Raw genomic sequence first — 17,636 nt, 5'->3', positions numbered from 1 at the left:
GCTACAGGCGAAGAGCATGTGCGGGGCTCTTCGTAGGAGCGAGCTTGCTCGCGAACCGGGCGGGCACGGTGCCGAGGTTGGTTCGCGAGCAAGCTCGCTCCTACAGGGAGGACGGGACTGGCTCTTCGCTCTTGCCTGCAGCTTGCAGCTTGCAGCCGCTCTTAGGCCTTTTTCGCCTGGCGCTGCCGGACGATCTCGAACAGGCACACACCGGTGGCCACCGACACGTTCAGACTGCTGACGCTGCCGCCCATGGGCAGCTTGGCCAGGTAGTCGCAGTGCTCGCGGGTCAGGCGGCGCATGCCCTTGCCTTCGGCGCCCATGACCAGCACGGTGGGGCCGGTGAGGTCCAGTTCGTAGAGGGTCTGGGTCGCCTCGCCGGCCGTGCCGACCACCCACAGGCCGCGCTGCTGGAGCTTTTCCAGGGTGCGCGCGAGGTTGGTCACGGCCACCAGCGGGATCACTTCGGCGGCGCCGCAGGCGACCTTGCGCACGGTGGCGTTGAGGGTCGCCGACTTGTCCTTCGGCACTATCACCGCCAGCGCGCCGGCAGCATCGGCGGTGCGCAGGCAGGCGCCGAGGTTGTGCGGGTCGGTGACGCCGTCCAGGGCCAGCAGCAAGGCCGGCCCCGGAGTGCGCTCGAGCAGCTCCTCGAGCATGTTCTCGCCCCACACCTGGCTAGGGCTGACCTCGGCGACCACGCCCTGGTGCACGCCCTCGGCCCACTCGTCGAGCTCCTTGCGGTCACGGGTGCCCACCGGCACCCGCGTCTGCCCGGCCAGTTCCACCAGCGCCTGGACCCGCGGGTCGTGCCGCCCCTCGGCCAGCCACAGCTGCTTGACGCGCTTGGGGTGATGACGCAGCAGCGCCTCTACGGCGTGCACGCCGTAGACCCTTTCCCACTGGCTCATGGCATGGCCTTAGGCTTGCCTGCCGCGGCGCCCTCCGCCTTGGGCTTGGACGGCCCCTTGCGGTGCTTGCTCGGCTTGGCGGTCTTGGCCTTCTGTTTCGACGGCTTGCGCGGTTTCTCCGCAGCGGCCTTGGTGTTCTTCGCCGGCTTGCCCTGGGCCTTGGCCGCAGGGCGCTTGCCGCCCACCTTGGCTTCGTCGAGCAGCGCCTGCTTCAGCGCGCGGCTTCTGTTCACATCGGTGTTGCCGAGCATTTCCTCGGCCTTGGCGAGCATCTCCGGCGCCACCGAGGGCAACGCCTGGACCACGCCGACCTTGCGCTTGCGCGGCGGCGCCACGGGCAGCGGCGGCTCCGGCACTTCCGGCTGCAGCTCGCGCGGCTGGCCCTTGGCGCGAGCCGGCTTGGCGGCCTTGGCAGGCTTGCCGGGCTTGGCCGCCTCGGCCTTGTCGCCGCGCTTCTTGCGGCCGATGGGCGCGCTGAGCGCGTTTTCGGCCAGTTCGAAGTCGATCTTGCGCTCGTCCAGGTCGACCCGCGCCACCACCACCTGGGTGGTGTCGCCGAGGCGGAAGCTGCGCCCGGTACGCTCGCCGGCCAGGCGGTGGTGCACGGCGTCGAAGTGGTAGTAGTCGCCGGGCAGCGCGGTGACGTGCACCAGGCCCTCGACATAGATGTCGGTCAGCTCGACGAAGATGCCGAAACCGGTGACCGCGGTGATCACGCCGTCGAAGGTCTCGCCGACGCGGTCGCGCATGTATTCGCACTTCAGCCAGTTGGTGACGTCGCGGGTGGCCTCGTCGGCGCGCCGCTCGGTCATCGAGCACTGCTCGCCGAGCTGTTCCAGGCGCGGCTCGTCGTAGGGGTAGATGCGCGCCTTGGCCATGCTGGTGGCGCCGGCGCGCTGCACCAGGTCGGTCTCGCGCTTGGAACGGACCACGCTGCGGATGGCGCGGTGCACCAGCAGGTCCGGGTAGCGGCGGATCGGCGAGGTGAAGTGGGTGTAGGCCTCGTAGTTGAGGCCGAAGTGGCCGTTGTTGTCCGGGCTGTACACCGCCTGGCTCAACGAACGCAGCATCACCGTCTGGATCAGCTGGAAGTCCGGGCGGCCCTGGATCGATTCGAGCAGCGCCTGGTAGTCGCCGGGGGTCGGTTCGCCCTTGCCGCGGTAGAGGGTCAGGCCCAGTTCGCCGAGGAACTGCCGCAGGTTGTTCAGCTTCTCCTGCGGCGGGCCGTCGTGGACGCGGTACAGCGCGGGGATTTCCAGCTTCTCGAGGAACTTGGCGGTGGCCACGTTGGCCGCCAGCATGCATTCCTCGATCAGCTTGTGCGCGTCGTTGCGCTGGGTCGGGCGGATCTCCGAGATCTTGCGGTCGGCGCCGAAGACGATGCGCGTCTCCTGGGTCTCGAAGTCGATGGCGCCGCGCACGTGGCGGGCGGCGACCAGCACCTTATAGAGGTCATAGAGGGTGCGCAGGTGCGGCACCACGTTCGGCAGTTGCTCGGCCAGGCGCGCGGCCTCGGGGCTGTCCGGGGTCTCCAGGTACTGGCTGACCTTGGTGTAGGTGAGCCGCGCGTGGGAGTGGATGACCGCCTCGTAGAACTGGTAGCCGGTCATCTTGCCGGCCTTGGACAGGTTCATCTCGCAGACCATGGCCAGGCGGTCGACCAGCGGGTTCAGCGAGCACAGGCCGTTGGAGAGGATTTCCGGCAGCATGGGGATGACGCGCTCGGGGAAGTACACCGAGTTGCCGCGCTTGGCCGCCTCCTCGTCCAGCGCCGAGCCCACCTTTACATAGTGGGAGACGTCGGCGATGGCGACGTACAGCTTCCAGCCGCCGCCCTTGCGCTTCTCGGCGTAGACGGCGTCGTCGAAGTCGCGGGCGTCCTCGCCGTCGATGGTCACGAACGGCAGGGTGCGCAGGTCGACGCGCTTCTCCTTGTCCTTGTCCGCCACCTCGGGCTTGAGCTTGGCCGCTTCCTTCTCCACGCCCTGGGGCCAGACGTGGGGAATATCGTAGCTGCGCAGGGCGACTTCGATCTCCATGCCCGGCGCCATGTAGTCGCCGAGCACTTCCACCACTTCGCCCTGGGCCTGGCGGTGCACGCTGGGCCACTGGTCGATGCGCACCTGGACGAACTGGTTGTGCTTGGCCGCGCCGTGCTTGCCCGGCGGGATCAGCACTTCCTGCTGGATCTTCGGGTTGTCGGCGACCACGGTGCCGATGCCGCTCTCCTCGAAGTAGCGGCCGACCAGTGTCTCGTGGGCGCGCTCGATGACTTCGACGATGGCGCCTTCGCGGCGGCCGCGGCGGTCGAAGCCGGAGACGCGCGCCAGGGCGCGGTCGCCGTCGAACACCAGGCGCATCTGCGTCGGGCTGAGGAACAGGTCGTCGCTGCCGTCGTCGGGGATGAGGAAGCCGAAGCCGTCGCGGTGACCGGCGATGCGGCCGCGGATCAGGTCCAGCTTGTCCACCGGGGCGTAGGCGCCGCGGCGGGTATAGATGAGCTGGCCGTCACGCTCCATGGCGCGCAGGCGGCGGCGCAGGGCTTCCTCCGACTCCTCGTCGGCGAGCTTGAATTCTTCCAGCAGTTGCGCGCGGGTCGCCGGCGCGCCGCGTTCGGCGAGGTGCGCCAGAATGAGTTCGCGGCTGGGAATGGGGTTTTCGTATTTTTCCGCTTCGCGGGCGGCCTCGGGATCGAGGGTTTGCCAATCGGCCATCAGGGCGAGATCACCTTGTCGTCTATAGATGTAAGTGCCATGTGCTTATTGAAGCGCGAAATCCGCTCGTCGGTCAGCTTTGGCCACGAATAAATTTTTTATCGCATCAGGGGTTTACAAGCCAAAGTGGGCTCCGTATAGTTCGCGCCCACAGCGTCGCTGAGACGTTGTAACACGGAAACGATGAGCAATCATCGCATCCAGTGCCCAGGTGGCGGAATTGGTAGACGCACTAGGTTCAGGTCCTAGCGGTGGCAACACCGTGGAAGTTCGAGTCTTCTCCTGGGCACCACTTATTTCACGATAGAGCCCCTGGCTGTATCGCGGCGGTTCGGAACCCTGATAACCGGACATTGAGACGCCGAAGCGACCGAAAGGTTGCAATACCGCAAGACGATGAGCGATCATCGCACCCCATGCTGAAAAGCATGCCCAGGTGGCGGAATTGGTAGACGCACTAGGTTCAGGTCCTAGCGGTGGCAACACCGTGGAAGTTCGAGTCTTCTCCTGGGCACCATCTTCAAGCGAAAAAGCCGAGCACTGCTCGGCTTTTTCGTTTCCGCCGTTCGCAGGAACGGGCCGGACGAAACGCCCGGCCCTCCCCTCATGCCTTGAACTGCCCCAGGCTGGCGCGCAGCTGCGCCGCCAGGTCGTCCAGCACGCGCCCGCTGCTGGCGGTGGCGGCGACGGCTTCCGCGGCGCGCCCCGCCTCGGAGTGGATCACCTCGACGCGCCCACGCACCGCGACAGCACCCGCCGCCTGCTGCTCGGCGGCATGGGCCGCCGACTCGATGGCGCCATGCACTTCCTCCACGGCCCGCTGCACTTCGCGTTGCAGACGCTCGCTGTCATGCAGCGCAGCCAACCCCTGCACCGCCTGCTCGCGGGCCTGGCCGATGGCTTCCACCGCCTCGCGCGCGCCACGCTGCAAGGCATCGATATGCGTCTGGATGTCGCCGGTGGATTGCTGCGTCTTGCTCGCCAGCGCCCGCACCTCGTCGGCCACCACGGCGAAACCGCGGCCGCTCTCGCCGGCACGGGCCGCCTCGATGGCGGCATTGAGCGCCAGCAGGTTGGTCTGCTCGGCAATGCCGTGGATCACCGAGAGCACCACTTCGATCTGCTCGCTTTGCTGCGCCAGCTTCTCGATCACCCCGGCGCCGCTCTGCACGCGGGACTCCAGGGTTTCGATGAGGCCGCCGACGCGCCGGGCGATGGCCGCGTTGTCGTCAGCCGCCTTGCGGATGGACGCCACGCGCTCCAGCGCCTCCTGCATGGCCTGGCTTTCCAGCTGGGCTTCGGCGGCCATGCCGGCGAGCGCCTCCAAGCTGCCCGCCACTTCGTTGCGCTGGCGGTCGGCGGCCGCCTCGGCACTGGCGCTGCGCGAAGCCAGGGCGGCGATCTCGCTGCCGGTGCGCTGCGCCACCTGCCCCGCCTCGCGGACGATGGGCTGCAGCTTGTCGACGAAACGGTTCACCGCGGTCGCCATCTCGCCCAACTCGTCATTGCTGTCCAGGCGCACGCGGCGGGTCAGGTCGCCCTCCCCGGCCGCCAGGTCGTCGAGCGCATCGATCAGCAGGCGCAGGCGATTGACCACCCGCCGCCCAAGCACCAGGGCCAGCACCAGCAGCACGCCCAGGCCAACCAGCAACAGCCCCAGACCGATGTGCCAGCGCAGGCTGCTGGCGGAAGCTTCCACCGCGCCCTGCGCACCTTGGCTCATCTCGCCGGCCGCTTGCTGCGCCGCTTGCAGGCGGGCGCTCAGCGCCTTGTTGCTGTCGGCGGCGGCGCCGGCCAGGCTGTCGGCCACCAGTTGGTCGCCACTGGCGATCAGGGCGGAGAAACGCTTGTCCAGGGCTTCCACCTGCTTTTCCACCTCGGCGGTGGAAATGCCCAGGCGCACGGTACCGATCACCACGCCGTTGGGGCTGATGGGCACGCTGGAAAGGATCACCGAATCGTCGTGGGCGGCCGCTTCCAGCACCTTGTCCAGGGCCCGTTCGCCCTGGCCCTTGGCGAGCAGCGCCTGGATGCGCGGGTCCTCGCGGTTGAGGTAGCGCGTCAGGTGCTGCCCCTGGGCATCGTCGTAAACCACGAAGAGCACGTTGGGGTTGGCCTGGGCGCGCCGGGCGTACTCGGAGAGCGTCGGTACGTCGTTGTCCCACATGGCCTTGGGCGCCACCGCGGCGAGCAACTGGGCAAGCTGGTCGGCGGACTGCCGCAGGCTCTGTTCCAGGCTCTGGCGGGTTTCGCCGCGCTCCTCCTCCAGGCGCGCCGACAAGGCGGCGCCAAGGCGCTCGCGGGTGCGCGCAGACAGCTCGGTCAGACCGGAACTGAGTTCGCCACCGGCGCGCTCCAGCTCGCCGGCCAGGCGCTGCGACTGGCCACCCAGGCGTTCGCCCAGGTCGGCCACCAGTTGATCCACGGTACTGCGGGTGAGCCACAGGGCGATCAGCAACTGCACCAGCAGTGCCAGGCCCAGGGCGATGAACACGGGGCGCAGCAGGCGGCTGCGCAACAGCGAAAGGACGGCGGACACGGAGTGCCTCCTCGGGTAACGGAATACTGGCGCGGGATGCGCCGATGCCATTTGCCAGCAAGGGGCGTGCCGTTGGGGTGGCCATTGGCCGGAGATGCCTCCAAGAGCACCCTCTCCCTAACCCTCTCCCTGAAGGGAGAGGGGACCGTTGGGCAGATGCTGATATTTAGGCGTTAGCCGGCTAGCACAGTGATTACCAACTGAAACCATTCCTCCTCTCGGCACGGACAAGCCCCCTCTCCCTTCAGGGAGAGGGCTGGGGAGAGGGGGCGGAGCCAACCCAAGACACCAACCTCACCGGCTGGCACGGTTCGCGAGCAAGCTCGCTCCTACGAAGAGCGCCCAAACGAAAAAGCCGCTTCCCCATCAGGAGAAGCGGCTTTTCACATCCTTCGCAGCGACGGATCAGCCGAACGGGTGGCGCAGGACAATGGTCTCGTTGCGGTCCGGGCCGGTGGAGATGATGTCGATGGGCGCACCGACCAGCTCCTCGATGCGCTTGATGTAGGCGCGGGCGTTGGCCGGCAGGGCTTCCAGGGTCTTCGCGCCGACGGTGGATTCGCTCCAGCCCGGCAGGTCCTCGTACACCGGCTGCAGGCCGATGTAGCTGTCGGCGTCGGTCGGCGCGTCGGTCAGCAGTTCGCCGGCGGCGTTCTTGTAGCCGGTGCAGATGCGCACGGTCTGCAGGCCGTCGAGGACATCCAGCTTGGTCAGGCACAGGCCGGACAGGCTGTTGATCTCGATGGCGCGACGCAGGATCACGGCGTCGAACCAGCCGCAGCGACGGGCACGGCCGGTGGTGGCGCCGAACTCGTGGCCGACCTTGGCCAGGTGCGCGCCGACGTCGTCGAACAGCTCGGTCGGGAACGGGCCCGAGCCCACGCGGGTGGTGTAGGCCTTGGTGATGCCCAGGATGTAGTCCAGGTACAGCGGACCGAAGCCCGAACCGGTGGCGGTGCCGCCAGCGGTGGTGTTGGAGCTGGTGACGAACGGGTAGGTGCCGTGGTCGATGTCCAGCAGCGAGCCCTGGGCGCCTTCGAACATGATGTTCTCTTCGGCGCGGCGCAGGTCGTGCAGGGTGCCGGTGACGTCGGCCAGCAGCGGCTTCAGTTGCTCGGCGTAGTCCATGCACTCGTCCAGGGTCTTCTGGAAGTCGACCGCCGGCTCCTTGTAGTAGTTCTGCAGGACGAAGTTGTGGTAGTCCAGCAGCTCGCCCAGCTTGGCGGCGAAGCGCTCGCGGTGGAACAGGTCGGCCACGCGCAGGCCGCGGCGGGCGACCTTGTCTTCGTAGGCCGGGCCGATGCCGCGGCCGGTGGTGCCGATCTTGGCGTCGCCACGGGCGCGCTCGCGCGCCTGGTCGAGGGCGACGTGGAAGGACAGGATCAGCGGGCAGGACGGGCTGATGCGCAGACGCTCGCGCACCGGTACGCCTTTCTCCTCCAGCTTGGCGATCTCGCGCAGCAGCGCGTCGGGCGCCAGCACCACGCCGTTGCCGATCAGGCACTGCACGCCTTCGCGCAGGATGCCCGACGGAATCAGGTGCAGCACGGTCTTCTCGCCGTCGATCACCAGGGTGTGGCCAGCGTTGTGGCCGCCCTGGTAACGAACCACGGCAGCAGCCTGGTCGGTGAGCAAGTCGACGATCTTGCCTTTGCCCTCATCACCCCACTGGGTGCCCAGGACTACGACATTCTTACCCATAACACTTGTCCCCATCGTGGATATTCGGTGCCGGCCTCGGCCGGCGGAAACTCGCGGTGCCCGTCGATCACGGGTCAGAAGGGCACCACCTGCCAATTGCCTTCGCGCAGCTGCAGTTGCGCATCGCAACCCGCCTCGCGCGCCGAAGCCGCATCCTGCCCGGGCAGCGCCTGAACCACGCGCCGCCCGTCGCGGCGCAGCTGCTGCACCGCCTGCCAGAGCCCGGCCCCTTCGGCCGGCGCCCAGATGCCTTGCACCGACGCGTCCAGCCGCACCTGGCCCAGGGTCACCAGGGTTTTCAGGTCGGTGGAGAAGCCGGTGGCCGGCCGCGCACGGCCGAAGTCGGCGCCGATGTGGTCGTAGCGACCACCCTGGGCGATGGACTCGCCGACGCCGGGCACGAAGGCGGCGAACACCACCCCCGTGTGATAGTGGTAGCCGCGCAGCTCGCCGAGGTCGAAATACAACGGCAGCTGCGGGAAGCGTTGCGCCAGGGAGTTGGCGATGACGACCAGGTCGGCCAGTGCGGCCTTGACCACCGCCGGCGCATCGGCCAGCACTTCGGCGGCCTGCTCCAGCACTTCGCGGCTGCCGCACAGCTCGGCCAGGGCGCGGAGCATGCCGGCGAGCTGGGCCGGCAGACCGTCGGTGAGCGCGGCGACTTCATCCACCGCCTTGCGCTGCAAGGCGTCGAACAGAGCCTGCTCGGCTTCGCCGGACAGGTCAGCGGCGCGGGCCAAGCCACGATAGATACCGACGTGGCCGAGGTCCATGTGCACGTCCGGCACCTCGGCCATGGCCAGCATGTCGAGCATCAGGCTGATGACTTCGACGTCGCTCGCCGGGCTGGCGTCGCCATAGAGTTCGGCGCCCAGCTGGATCGGGCTGCGCGAGGTGGCCAGGGCGCGCGGGCGGGCATGCAGCACGCTGCCGGCGTAGCACAGGCGGTTCGGGCCCTCGCGGCGCAGGCTGTGGGCGTCCATGCGCGCCACTTGCGGCGTGATGTCCGCGCGGAAGCCCATGAGCCGGCCCGAGGCCGGGTCGGTGACCTTGAAGGTGCGCAGATCCAGGTCCTGGCCGGCACCGGTCAGCAGGGACTCCAGGTATTCGATATGCGGGGTGACGACGAACTCGTAACCCCAGCGCTGGAACAGGTCCAGCACCTGACGGCGGGCTGCTTCCACACGCGCCGCCTCAGGTGGCAGCACTTCTTCGATCCCATCTGGCAGCAGCCAGCGGTCTACCGTTGCCATGTCGCCTCTCCCCTTTCAGCCGGGCGGCAATTCATCTAGTGAATCCAGTAAAGAAGGCCGGTGCCGAGCAGCATGCTGCCCAGCCCGATGAGCCGCAGGCGCCGGTCGTCGAGGCGACCGAGCCCGCTGACGGCCTCACGCCAGCCACGCGGATACAGGAAAGGGAGGATGCCCTCCAGCACCAGCAATAGACAGAATGCTTTGCCGAATTCCTGCCACATGACCCTTGTACACAAATCTCGCGGACGCAAAAAAGCCGGGATTTCCCGGCTGACCCATGATAACACGTTTTCTCCGGCGGGCGCTGCCGCCCGCCGGAGAACCCACTCAGGGCTTGGACTTCTCCAGGTAACGGAAGAACTCGTTGTCCGGGCTCAGCACCAGGACGTCCTTCTTGTCGGCGAAGCTGTCGCGGTAGGCCTTGAGGCTACGGGTGAAGGCGTAGAACTCCGGCTCCTGGTTGTAGGCCTTGGCATAGATGGCAGCCGCCTTGGCGTCGCCCTCACCGCGGGTTTCCTCGGACTGCCGATAGGCCTCGGCCAGCAGCACGCGGCGCTGGCGGTCGGCATCGGCGCGGATACCCTCGGCCAGTTCGCGGCCCTTGGCGCGGTGCTCGCGGGCCTCGCGCTCGCGCTCGGTGCTCATCCGCTCGAACACGCTGCGGTTGACTTCCTTCGGCAGGTCGATGGCCTTGACGCGCACGTCGATGACCTCGATGCCCAGCTCCTTCTGCGCCATGCGGTTGAGCGACGCAGTGATGTCGCCCATCAGGGCGTCGCGCTCGCCGGACACCACCTCGTGCAGGGTGCGCTTGCCGAACTGGTCGCGCAGGCCGGCTTCCAGGCGCCGCGACAGGCGTTCGTCGGCGATCTGCTTGAGGCCCGAGGTCGCGGTATAGAAGCGCTCGGCGTCGGCCACACGCCACTTGGCGTAAGCGTCGACCATCACCGCCTTCTTCTCCAGGGTGAGGAAGCGCTGGGTCGGCGAATCCAGGGTCAGCAGGCGGCCGTCGAACTTGCGCACCTGGTTGACGTACGGAATCTTGAAGTGCAGGCCGGGCTGCACGTCCGACTCGACCACGCGGCCGAAGCGCAGCAGCACCGCGCGCTCGGTCTGCTGCACCACGTAGATGCTGCTCCACAGCGCCACGGCAGCCACCACGGCGGCGATCAGGGCGATCAGGGATTTGTTACTCATCAGCGGCTCTCCCTGGTGCGCAGGTCACGTTGCTGCAGGTCGCTGGCGACCCGCGAGCCGATGTCCGGCGTGCTGCTCGTCGTACCCGCCGCGCCACTGCCCGGGGTCGCCGAGCCACGGCCGTCGATCATCTTGTCCAGCGGCAGGTAGATCAGGTTGTTCTGCCCCTGCTGACCGGTGACCAGCACCTTGCTGCTCTGCGACAGCACGTCCTGCATGGCATCCAGGTACAGGCGCTCGCGGGTGACTTCCGGCGCCTTGCGGTATTCGCCGGCCAGCTTGCTGAAGCGGTCGGCCTCACCCTCGGCGCGGGCCACCACTTCGTCGCGGTAGCCGTTGGCTTCCTCGATGATGCGCTGGGCCTGGCCACGGGCTTCGGGCACCACGCCGTTGGCGTAGGCTTCGGCCTGGTTCTTCTCGCGCTGCTCGTCTTCGCGGGCGCGGATCACGTCGTCGAAGGCTTCCTGCACCTCGCGCGGGGCGGCAGCGCTCTGGATGTTCACCTGGGTCACGGTGATACCGGTCTTGTAGGTGTCCAGGAAACGCTGCAGGCGATCGCGCACCTCGGTGGCCATCTGTTCGCGGCCCTCGGTGAGGATCTGGTCCATGGTGGTGGAGCCGGCCACGTGGCGCAGGGCGCTCTCGGTGGCGTGCTGCAGGCTGACCTCGGGCTGGTCGACGTTGAGCACGAAGTCCTTCAGGTTGCTGACCTTGTACTGCACGGTCAGCGGGACCTCGACGATGTTCTCGTCCTCGGTGAGCATCTGCCCCTGCTTGCTGTAGGCACGCTCGCGGGTGACGTTCTCCTGGAACTTCTTGTCGATCGGCGGGAAGTAGAAATTCAGGCCCGGACCTACGGTGTCGTAGTACTTGCCCATGCGCAGGATCACCGCCTGCTCCTGCTCGTCCACCACATAGATGGCGTTGTACAGCCAGAGCACGGCGAGCACGGCCAGGCCGATGCCGAACAGGCCCAGGCCACCGCCCTTGCCGCCGACGGGGCTGCCGCCGCGCGGTTTCTTGCCGCCGAAGATGCGATTGAGGCTGTCCTGCAGCTTGCGGAAGGCCTCATCGAGATCCGGAGGGCCCTGTCGGCCGCCACCACGGCGCCCGCCCCAGGGGTCCTGATCGTTCTTGTTCGAGTTGTCACCCGGCTCGTTCCAAGCCATAGCGCTCTCCATCTAATAACGCGAAACGCGCCTGCGGCGCGACCACCCATGCTACCGAATGCCCCGCCCGGTGCCAAAAGCACCGTTCCAGGCTTTATTGCAAAGTGTGTTGCGCAATGAACTCCGCCGGCTGCCATCCCTCGCGGCTGATCAGGCGGTTCAACTCGACACGCGGCAGGCGAACCTGCAAAACGGCGCGTCCCTGCTCGTCGTGGTCCTCGGATTGCACCGCGCCCAGCTCGAAGAACTGTGCGCGCAGGCGCCCCAGGCGCTGCGGCAGGCAGAGCGTGCCGACGAACAGGTCGTCGCCCAGCAGCTCGGCCACCGCCTTTTCCAACAGTTCCAGCCCGCGCCCGTCACGGGCGGAGAGCCAGACCCGCACCGGTTTGCCGGTCTCGTCGCGCTGGATTCGCGCGTCCATGTCCGGCAGCAGGTCGATCTTGTTGTACACCTCGAGCATCGGCAGCTCGTTGGCGCCGATCTCGGTCAGCACCGCGTGCACCTGTTCCACCTGCGCGTCGCGCTCCGGCTCGTGGGCATCGATCACGTGCAGCAGCAGGTCGGCGTTGCTCGACTCTTCCAGCGTAGCGCGGAAGGCCTCGACCAGCTTGTGCGGCAGGTGGCGGATGAAACCCACGGTATCGGCCAGCACGACCGGGCCGACGTCCTCCAGCTCGAGCCGGCGCAGGGTCGGATCGAGGGTGGCGAACAGCTGGTTGGCCGCGTAGACCTCGGAAGTGGTCAAGGCGTTGAACAGCGTGGACTTGCCGGCGTTGGTGTAGCCGACCAGGGAAACCGAGGGGATTTCCGCCCGGCGCCGGCCACGACGGGCCTGCTCACGCTGGCTGCGGACCTTCTCCAGGCGCTGCTTGATCTGGCGGATGCGTGCGCGCAGCAGGCGGCGGTCGGTTTCCAGCTGGGTTTCACCTGGGCCACGCAGGCCGATACCGCCCTTCTGCCTTTCCAGGTGGGTCCAGCCGCGCACCAGGCGCGTGCTCATGTGTTCGAGCTGCGCCAGCTCCACCTGCAGCTTGCCCTCATGGGTGCGGGCGCGCTGGGCGAAGATGTCGAGAATCAGACCGGTACGGTCGAGCACCCGGCATTCGAGGACGCGCTCGAGGTTGCGTTCCTGGCTGGGCGTCAGGGTGTGGTTGAAGATGATCAGCTCGACGTCCTGGACTTGCACCAGGTCGCGCAGCTCATCGACCTTGCCACTGCCGATCAGGAACTTGGCCGACGGCTGATGGCGCGAAACGTTGACGAATGCCACCGACTCCGCGCCCGCCGAACGGGCCAGCTCCTGGAATTCCTGCGGGTCTTCGCGCGCCTCGGGGTCCTGACCTTCCAGATGGACCAGAATGGCCCGTTCCCCACCACCCGGGCGCTCAAAGAACAAGGCGGGCTACCGTCAAGCGTTGCCCGGCTCGGCCGGTTGATCGCCGCTGGGCAGACGCACCGGACGGCTGGGCACGACGGTGGAAATGGCGTGCTTGTAGACCATCTGGCTGACAGTGTTCTTCAGCAAAATCACGAACTGGTCGAAGGATTCGATCTGACCTTGCAGCTTGATACCGTTCACCAGGTAGATGGAGACCGGTACGCGTTCTTTTCGCAGGGTATTCAGGTAAGGGTCTTGTAGCGAATGCCCTTTTGACATATGCCGCACTCCTTTAGGGAATCAATAGATTTAGTAGTAGTCGAATGGCTTGTTGCCGTCGGTAACCCCAAGGATAGACGGCTGAATTATGGTCTCGAACCTATATGGAGACCGCCTCAAGATATTTCAAGGCACGCGGCAGATTGTCGCCTGCCAGACTGTCCAACCAGTGTAGATGGCCCCAGCTGCGCAGCCAGGTGAACTGGCGCTTGGCTAGTTGCCGGGTGGCAATCACGCCGCGCTCCTCCATCTCAGCGTAGGACAGTTTGCCCTCGAGGTATTCCCATACCTGTCGGTAGCCCACGGCACGAATGGATGGCAGCCCGGCGTGCAAGTCGTCTCTCGCGCGAAGTGCTTCGACCTCGGCGATGAAGCCCTGTTCCAGCATCTGACGAAAACGTTGTGCGATTCGCGCGTGCAGTACCTGGCGCTGCTGAGGTGCAATCGCCAGTTGCGCCACAGTATACGGTAATTGCGCCGCGCCTGGCGCGCTGGAACCGGCATTTTCAGCCGCCTGGCGGCGGCGGTGGTCGCTCATCGACAAGCCGCTGACGCGTTGCACTTCCAGCGCCCTGACCAGGCGTTGCGGGTCGTTGGGGTGGATGCGCGCCGCCGACTCCGGGTCGACCCGCTGCAATTCGGCATGCAGCGCCGCCCAGCCCTCGGCCGCGGCCCAGGCTTCCAGCTCGGCGCGCACCGCCGGATCGGCGCTGGGCATGTCCGCCATGCCTTCCAGCAATGCCTTGAAATACAACATGGTGCCGCCGACCAGCAGGGGGATGCGCCCCGCCGCGGTGATCTCGGCCATGGCCGCCAGGGCGTCGGCGCGGAATTCCGCCGCCGAATAGCTTTCGGCCGGATCGCGGATGTCGATCAGGCGGTGCGGGAATTCGGCCAGGACTTCCTTCGAGGGCTTGGCCGTGCCGATGTCCATGCCACGGTAGACCAGCGCCGAGTCGACGCTGACCAGTTCGATGGGCAGCAGCCGCGCCAGTTCCAGCGCCAGGTCGGTCTTGCCGGCGGCGGTCGGGCCCATGAGGAAGATGGCGGGAGGCAGGGAGGACATCGGCAACTCTTCGGCAGAACGGGCGCGTGCATACCGCGCGCTGAATCGATTGGCGCGCAGTTTACTGCACTTGGCTTAACGCTGGCTTTATTTCAGCGCCCGCGCAGGAAGAGTTTGTCCAGCTCGTCCAGGCCCAGCTGTGTCCAGGTGGGCCGGCCATGGTTGCACTGGCCGCTGCGCTCGGTGATTTCCATGTCGCGCAGCAGGGCGTTCATCTCCGGCAGCGTCAGGCGCCGGTTGGCGCGCACCGCGCCGTGGCAGGCCATGGTCCCGAGCAGTTCGTTGAGATGCGCCTGGATGCGGTCGCTGGTGCCGTATTCCAGCAGGTCGGCAAGCACGTCGCGCACCAGCTGGGTCGCCTCGGCCTGCTTGAGCAGCGCGGGAACCTGGCGGATCGCCAGGCTTTCCGGGCCCAGGCGCTGCAGTTCGAAGCCGAGCCGGCTGAACCAGCCGCCGTGTTCCTCGGCGCAGTCGGCCTCGCGCTCGCTCACCGCCAGGGATTCGGGCACCAGCAGCGGTTGGCCGCGCAGGCCTTCGCTGTCCATGGCGATCTTCAGGCGCTCGTAGGTGATGCGTTCATGGGCCGCATGCATGTCCACCAGCACCAGGCCGTGGGCATTCTCGGCGAGGATATAGATGCCCTTGAGCTGGGCCAGGGCGTAGCCCAGCGGCGGGACGTCCTGGGCGCTCTCGGGGAGCGGCTGGGGCGTGGACTGCTCCGGCAGCGGCGCGAAATAGGTGCGGTAGGCGCCCTGGGCCTCGGCGGCGGGCGGCATGTCCTGGCGCGGCGGCTGGTAGGAATAGCCGCCGGAGGAACCGGAGGAACCGCCCGAGCCGCTCCAGGTACGCGCCGCGGCCGGGGCCTCCAGCACCTTGTCCGACAGGCTCATCTCGCCCTGCGGGCCGAATTCCCCGGCGGCCTGCCCGGTGGGGCGCGGCATGGTCAGGGTGGTGGCCCCCGGCGGCGCCAGCTGGTCGTCCGGGCGCACCTCGGCGAGCGCCCGGTGCAGGGTGCCGTAGAGGAAGTCGTGGACCATGCGGCTGTCGCGGAAGCGCACTTCGTGCTTGGTCGGGTGCACGTTGACGTCCACCGTCGCCGGGTCGACCTCCAGGAACAGCACGAAGGTCGGGTGGCGGCCGTTGTAGAGCACGTCACGGTAGGCCTGGCGCACCGCGTGGGCGACCAGCTTGTCGCGCACCATGCGGCCGTTGACGTAGAAATACTGCAGGTCCGGCTGGCTGCGGGAGAAGGTCGGCAGGCCGACCCAGCCCCACAGGTGCAGGCCGTTGCGCTCGATCTCGATGGGCAGCGCCTGCTCGAGGAAGGCCGGGCCGCACACGGCGCCGACGCGGCGCGCGCGGGCGGTCTCGTCCGCGGCCTCGTGCAGGCTGAAGATGGTCTTGCCGTTGTGGCGCAGGTGGAAGGCCACGTCGAAGCGGGCCAGGGCCAGGCGCTTGATGACTTCCTGCAGGTGGTCGAACTCGGTCTTCTCGGCGCGCAGGAACTTGCGCCGCGCCGGGGTGTTGAAGAACAGGTCGCGGACCTCGACGCTGGTGCCCACCGGGTGCGCCGCCGGCTGCACCCGCGGCTGCATGTCGCGGCCCTCGGTCTCCACCTGCCAGGCCTGCTCGGCGTCGGCGGTGCGCGAGGTCATGGTCAGCCGCGACACCGAGCTGATCGAGGCCAGGGCCTCGCCGCGGAAGCCCAGGCTCATCACCGCCTCGAGGTCTTCCAGCTCGCGGATCTTGCTGGTGGCGTGGCGCGCCAGGGCCAGCGGCAGGTCGTCGGCGGGGATGCCGCCGCCGTCGTCGCGCACCCGCAGCAGCTTGATGCCGCCCTGCTCCACCTCGATGTCGACGCGCCGGGCGCCGGCGTCCAGGCAGTTCTCCAGCAGCTCCTTGATCACCGAGGCCGGGCGCTCGACCACCTCGCCGGCGGCGATCTGGTTGGCCAGCCGCGGGCTGAGCAGCTGGATGCGGCGTGCTTCGTTCATTGCTGCGCCGCCAGGGAAGTCGCAGGGATGTTCAGCACCTGGCCGATGCGCACGCTATCGGTCTTCAGGTTGTTGGTGCTGCGCAGGGTGGCCATGCTCACGTCGTAGCGCGCGGAGATCATCGACAGGCTCTCGCCGGCGCGCACCACGTGCTGGCGCGGCCCGCTGGAAATCTGCCCGCCGTCGCGCAGCGAGGCGATGTAGGTGCCCGGCGGCGGCGTCTGCACGAAGTACTGGCGCACACCGGCGGCGATGGAGCGGGCCAGGGCCTGCTGGTGCGAGGCGCTGTTGAGCTTCTGCGACTCGCCGGGATTGGAGATGAAGCCGGTCTCCACCAGGATCGACGGGATGTCCGGCGACTTCAGCACCATGAAGCCGGCCTGCTCGACGCGGTTCTTGTGCAGCGAAGTGACGCGGCCGACGTTGGTCAGCACCTTGTGCCCGACGTCCAGGCTGGAGGACATGGTGGCGGTCATCGACAGGTCGAGCAGCACGCCGGCGAGCATGTGGTCCTTGTCGTCGAGGCTGACGCTGCCGTCGCCGCCGATCAGGTCGGAACGGTTTTCGCTGTCGGCCAGCCAGCGCGCGGTCTCGGAGGTGGCGCCGCGGTCGGAGAGGGCGAACACCGAGGCGCCGAAGGCGCTGCGGCTGGGCGCGGCGTCGGCGTGGATGGAGACGAACAGGTCGGCGCCCTTCTTGCGCGCGATGGCGGTGCGCCCGCGCAGCGGGATGAAGTAGTCGCCGGTGCGCGTCAGCTCGGCGCGGAAGCCCTTCATCTGGTTGATCTGCCGCTGCAACTCGCGGGCGATCGACAGGGTGATGTTCTTCTCGTGCAGGCCGTTCGGGCCGGAGGCGCCCGGGTCCTCGCCGCCGTGGCCGGCGTCGATGGCGATGATGATGTCGCGCTTGCCGCCGGCCGGCACCGGCGCCTTGGCCACCGGCTGCGTCGGCGTCACCGGGGTGGCCGGCTGGTTCGGCGTGGGCGTGGCGGGCACGTCGGGGGCGATGTCCGCGCCCTGGTCGTAGAGGTCCACCACCAGGCGGTTGCCGTACTGCTGGTTGGGCGGCAGGACGAAGCTCTTGGGCGTCACCTGGGCGGAGAGGTCCAGCACCAGGCGCAGGTCGGTGGGCGAACGCTGCGCCGAGCGCACCGAGGTGATCGGGGTGTTCTTCAGCTTGAGCTGGTTCAGCGCGGTGCTCAACTGCGCGCCGTTGAGGTCGATGACGATGCGGCTGGGCGCGCTGAGGGTGAACAGGCTGTGCTGCACCGGGCCGGACAGGTCGAACACCAGGCGCGTGTTGTCCGGCGCACGCCACAGGCGCACGCTCTTGATCTGCGTGATTTGCGCGGCGGCAAGAACCTCTCCGGCGCCCAGCGCCAGCAGGATGAACAACCCGGCCAACAGCGCCCGAAGGCGCAACCCCCAACCCATGT

The 17,636-nt window shown here is 67.8% G+C and carries 13 protein-coding genes and 2 tRNA genes; 2 read left to right on the top strand and 13 right to left on the bottom strand.

Annotated features, from left to right (window positions below; genetic code table 11):
* Positions 1-161: 161 nt before the first annotated feature.
* Both rlmB and rnr read right to left on the bottom strand, forming a co-directional pair.
* Positions 162-911: a 23S rRNA (guanosine(2251)-2'-O)-methyltransferase RlmB gene (gene rlmB, locus M8R19_RS19030; protein WP_074983335.1), complete on the bottom strand. Its 750-nt coding sequence runs from the start codon at positions 909-911 to the stop codon at positions 162-164.
* Positions 908-3,625, bottom strand: a complete 2,718-nt coding sequence (rnr, locus tag M8R19_RS19025) for a ribonuclease R (RefSeq protein WP_249918598.1) — start codon at positions 3,623-3,625, stop codon at positions 908-910. Before rnr ends, rlmB begins: the two co-directional genes overlap by 4 nt.
* Before the next feature lie 205 nt (positions 3,626-3,830).
* Between rnr and M8R19_RS19020 the strand changes: the two genes are divergently transcribed.
* Together M8R19_RS19020 and M8R19_RS19015 are read left to right on the top strand one after the other, a co-directional pair.
* Positions 3,831-3,917 (top strand) — tRNA-Leu (locus M8R19_RS19020).
* A gap of 138 nt (positions 3,918-4,055) precedes the next feature.
* A tRNA-Leu gene (locus tag M8R19_RS19015) sits at positions 4,056-4,142 on the top strand.
* Between the two features lie 87 nt (positions 4,143-4,229).
* Here the strand turns inward: M8R19_RS19015 and M8R19_RS19010 are convergent.
* From M8R19_RS19010 to amiB, 11 genes are all read right to left on the bottom strand, one after another.
* A complete protein-coding gene (locus M8R19_RS19010; protein WP_249918597.1) occupies positions 4,230-6,164 on the bottom strand; it encodes a methyl-accepting chemotaxis protein in 1,935 nt (644 codons plus the stop codon).
* A 405-nt stretch (positions 6,165-6,569) separates the two neighbouring features.
* On the bottom strand, positions 6,570-7,865 hold the full coding sequence (locus M8R19_RS19005; RefSeq protein ID WP_074983342.1) for an adenylosuccinate synthase: 1,296 nt from the start codon (positions 7,863-7,865) through the stop codon (positions 6,570-6,572).
* A 74-nt stretch (positions 7,866-7,939) separates the two neighbouring features.
* Positions 7,940-9,118: an ATP phosphoribosyltransferase regulatory subunit gene (locus M8R19_RS19000; RefSeq protein ID WP_116424227.1), complete on the bottom strand. Its 1,179-nt coding sequence runs from the start codon at positions 9,116-9,118 to the stop codon at positions 7,940-7,942.
* A gap of 35 nt (positions 9,119-9,153) precedes the next feature.
* Entirely contained in the window at positions 9,154-9,339 is a 186-nt protein-coding gene (locus M8R19_RS18995; protein WP_009613466.1) for a DUF2065 domain-containing protein, read from the bottom strand.
* A 106-nt stretch (positions 9,340-9,445) separates the two neighbouring features.
* Entirely contained in the window at positions 9,446-10,315 is an 870-nt protein-coding gene (hflC, locus tag M8R19_RS18990) for a protease modulator HflC (RefSeq protein ID WP_074983351.1), read from the bottom strand.
* Complete coding sequence (gene hflK, locus M8R19_RS18985) at positions 10,315-11,484, bottom strand: FtsH protease activity modulator HflK (RefSeq protein WP_074983354.1); 1,170 nt, start codon at positions 11,482-11,484, stop codon at positions 10,315-10,317. The genes hflC and hflK overlap by 1 nt, the downstream gene beginning before the upstream one ends.
* Before the next feature lie 94 nt (positions 11,485-11,578).
* The gene (hflX, locus tag M8R19_RS18980; RefSeq protein WP_074983357.1) at positions 11,579-12,880 is read right to left on the bottom strand and encodes a ribosome rescue GTPase HflX; all 1,302 of its coding nucleotides are present in this window, start codon (positions 12,878-12,880) and stop codon (positions 11,579-11,581) included.
* 12 nt (positions 12,881-12,892) lie between these two features.
* Complete coding sequence (gene hfq / locus M8R19_RS18975; RefSeq protein WP_003095657.1) at positions 12,893-13,141, bottom strand: RNA chaperone Hfq; 249 nt, start codon at positions 13,139-13,141, stop codon at positions 12,893-12,895.
* A 100-nt stretch (positions 13,142-13,241) separates the two neighbouring features.
* Entirely contained in the window at positions 13,242-14,207 is a 966-nt protein-coding gene (gene miaA / locus M8R19_RS18970; RefSeq protein WP_116424225.1) for a tRNA (adenosine(37)-N6)-dimethylallyltransferase MiaA, read from the bottom strand.
* A 92-nt stretch (positions 14,208-14,299) separates the two neighbouring features.
* Entirely contained in the window at positions 14,300-16,201 is a 1,902-nt protein-coding gene (mutL, locus tag M8R19_RS18965; protein ID WP_249918596.1) for a DNA mismatch repair endonuclease MutL, read from the bottom strand.
* On the bottom strand, positions 16,198-17,634 hold the full coding sequence (gene amiB / locus M8R19_RS18960) for an N-acetylmuramoyl-L-alanine amidase AmiB (RefSeq protein ID WP_249918595.1): 1,437 nt from the start codon (positions 17,632-17,634) through the stop codon (positions 16,198-16,200). Before amiB ends, mutL begins: the two co-directional genes overlap by 4 nt.
* Between the last annotated feature and the right edge of the window lie 2 nt (positions 17,635-17,636).

Origin of the sequence: Pseudomonas sp. R3.Fl (assembly GCF_023516765.1) — a bacterium.
Lineage (GTDB): Bacteria > Pseudomonadota > Gammaproteobacteria > Pseudomonadales > Pseudomonadaceae > Pseudomonas > Pseudomonas citronellolis.
Note: the sequence above shows the minus strand (reverse complement) of the source record. Positions and strands in the feature narration are given on the sequence as shown.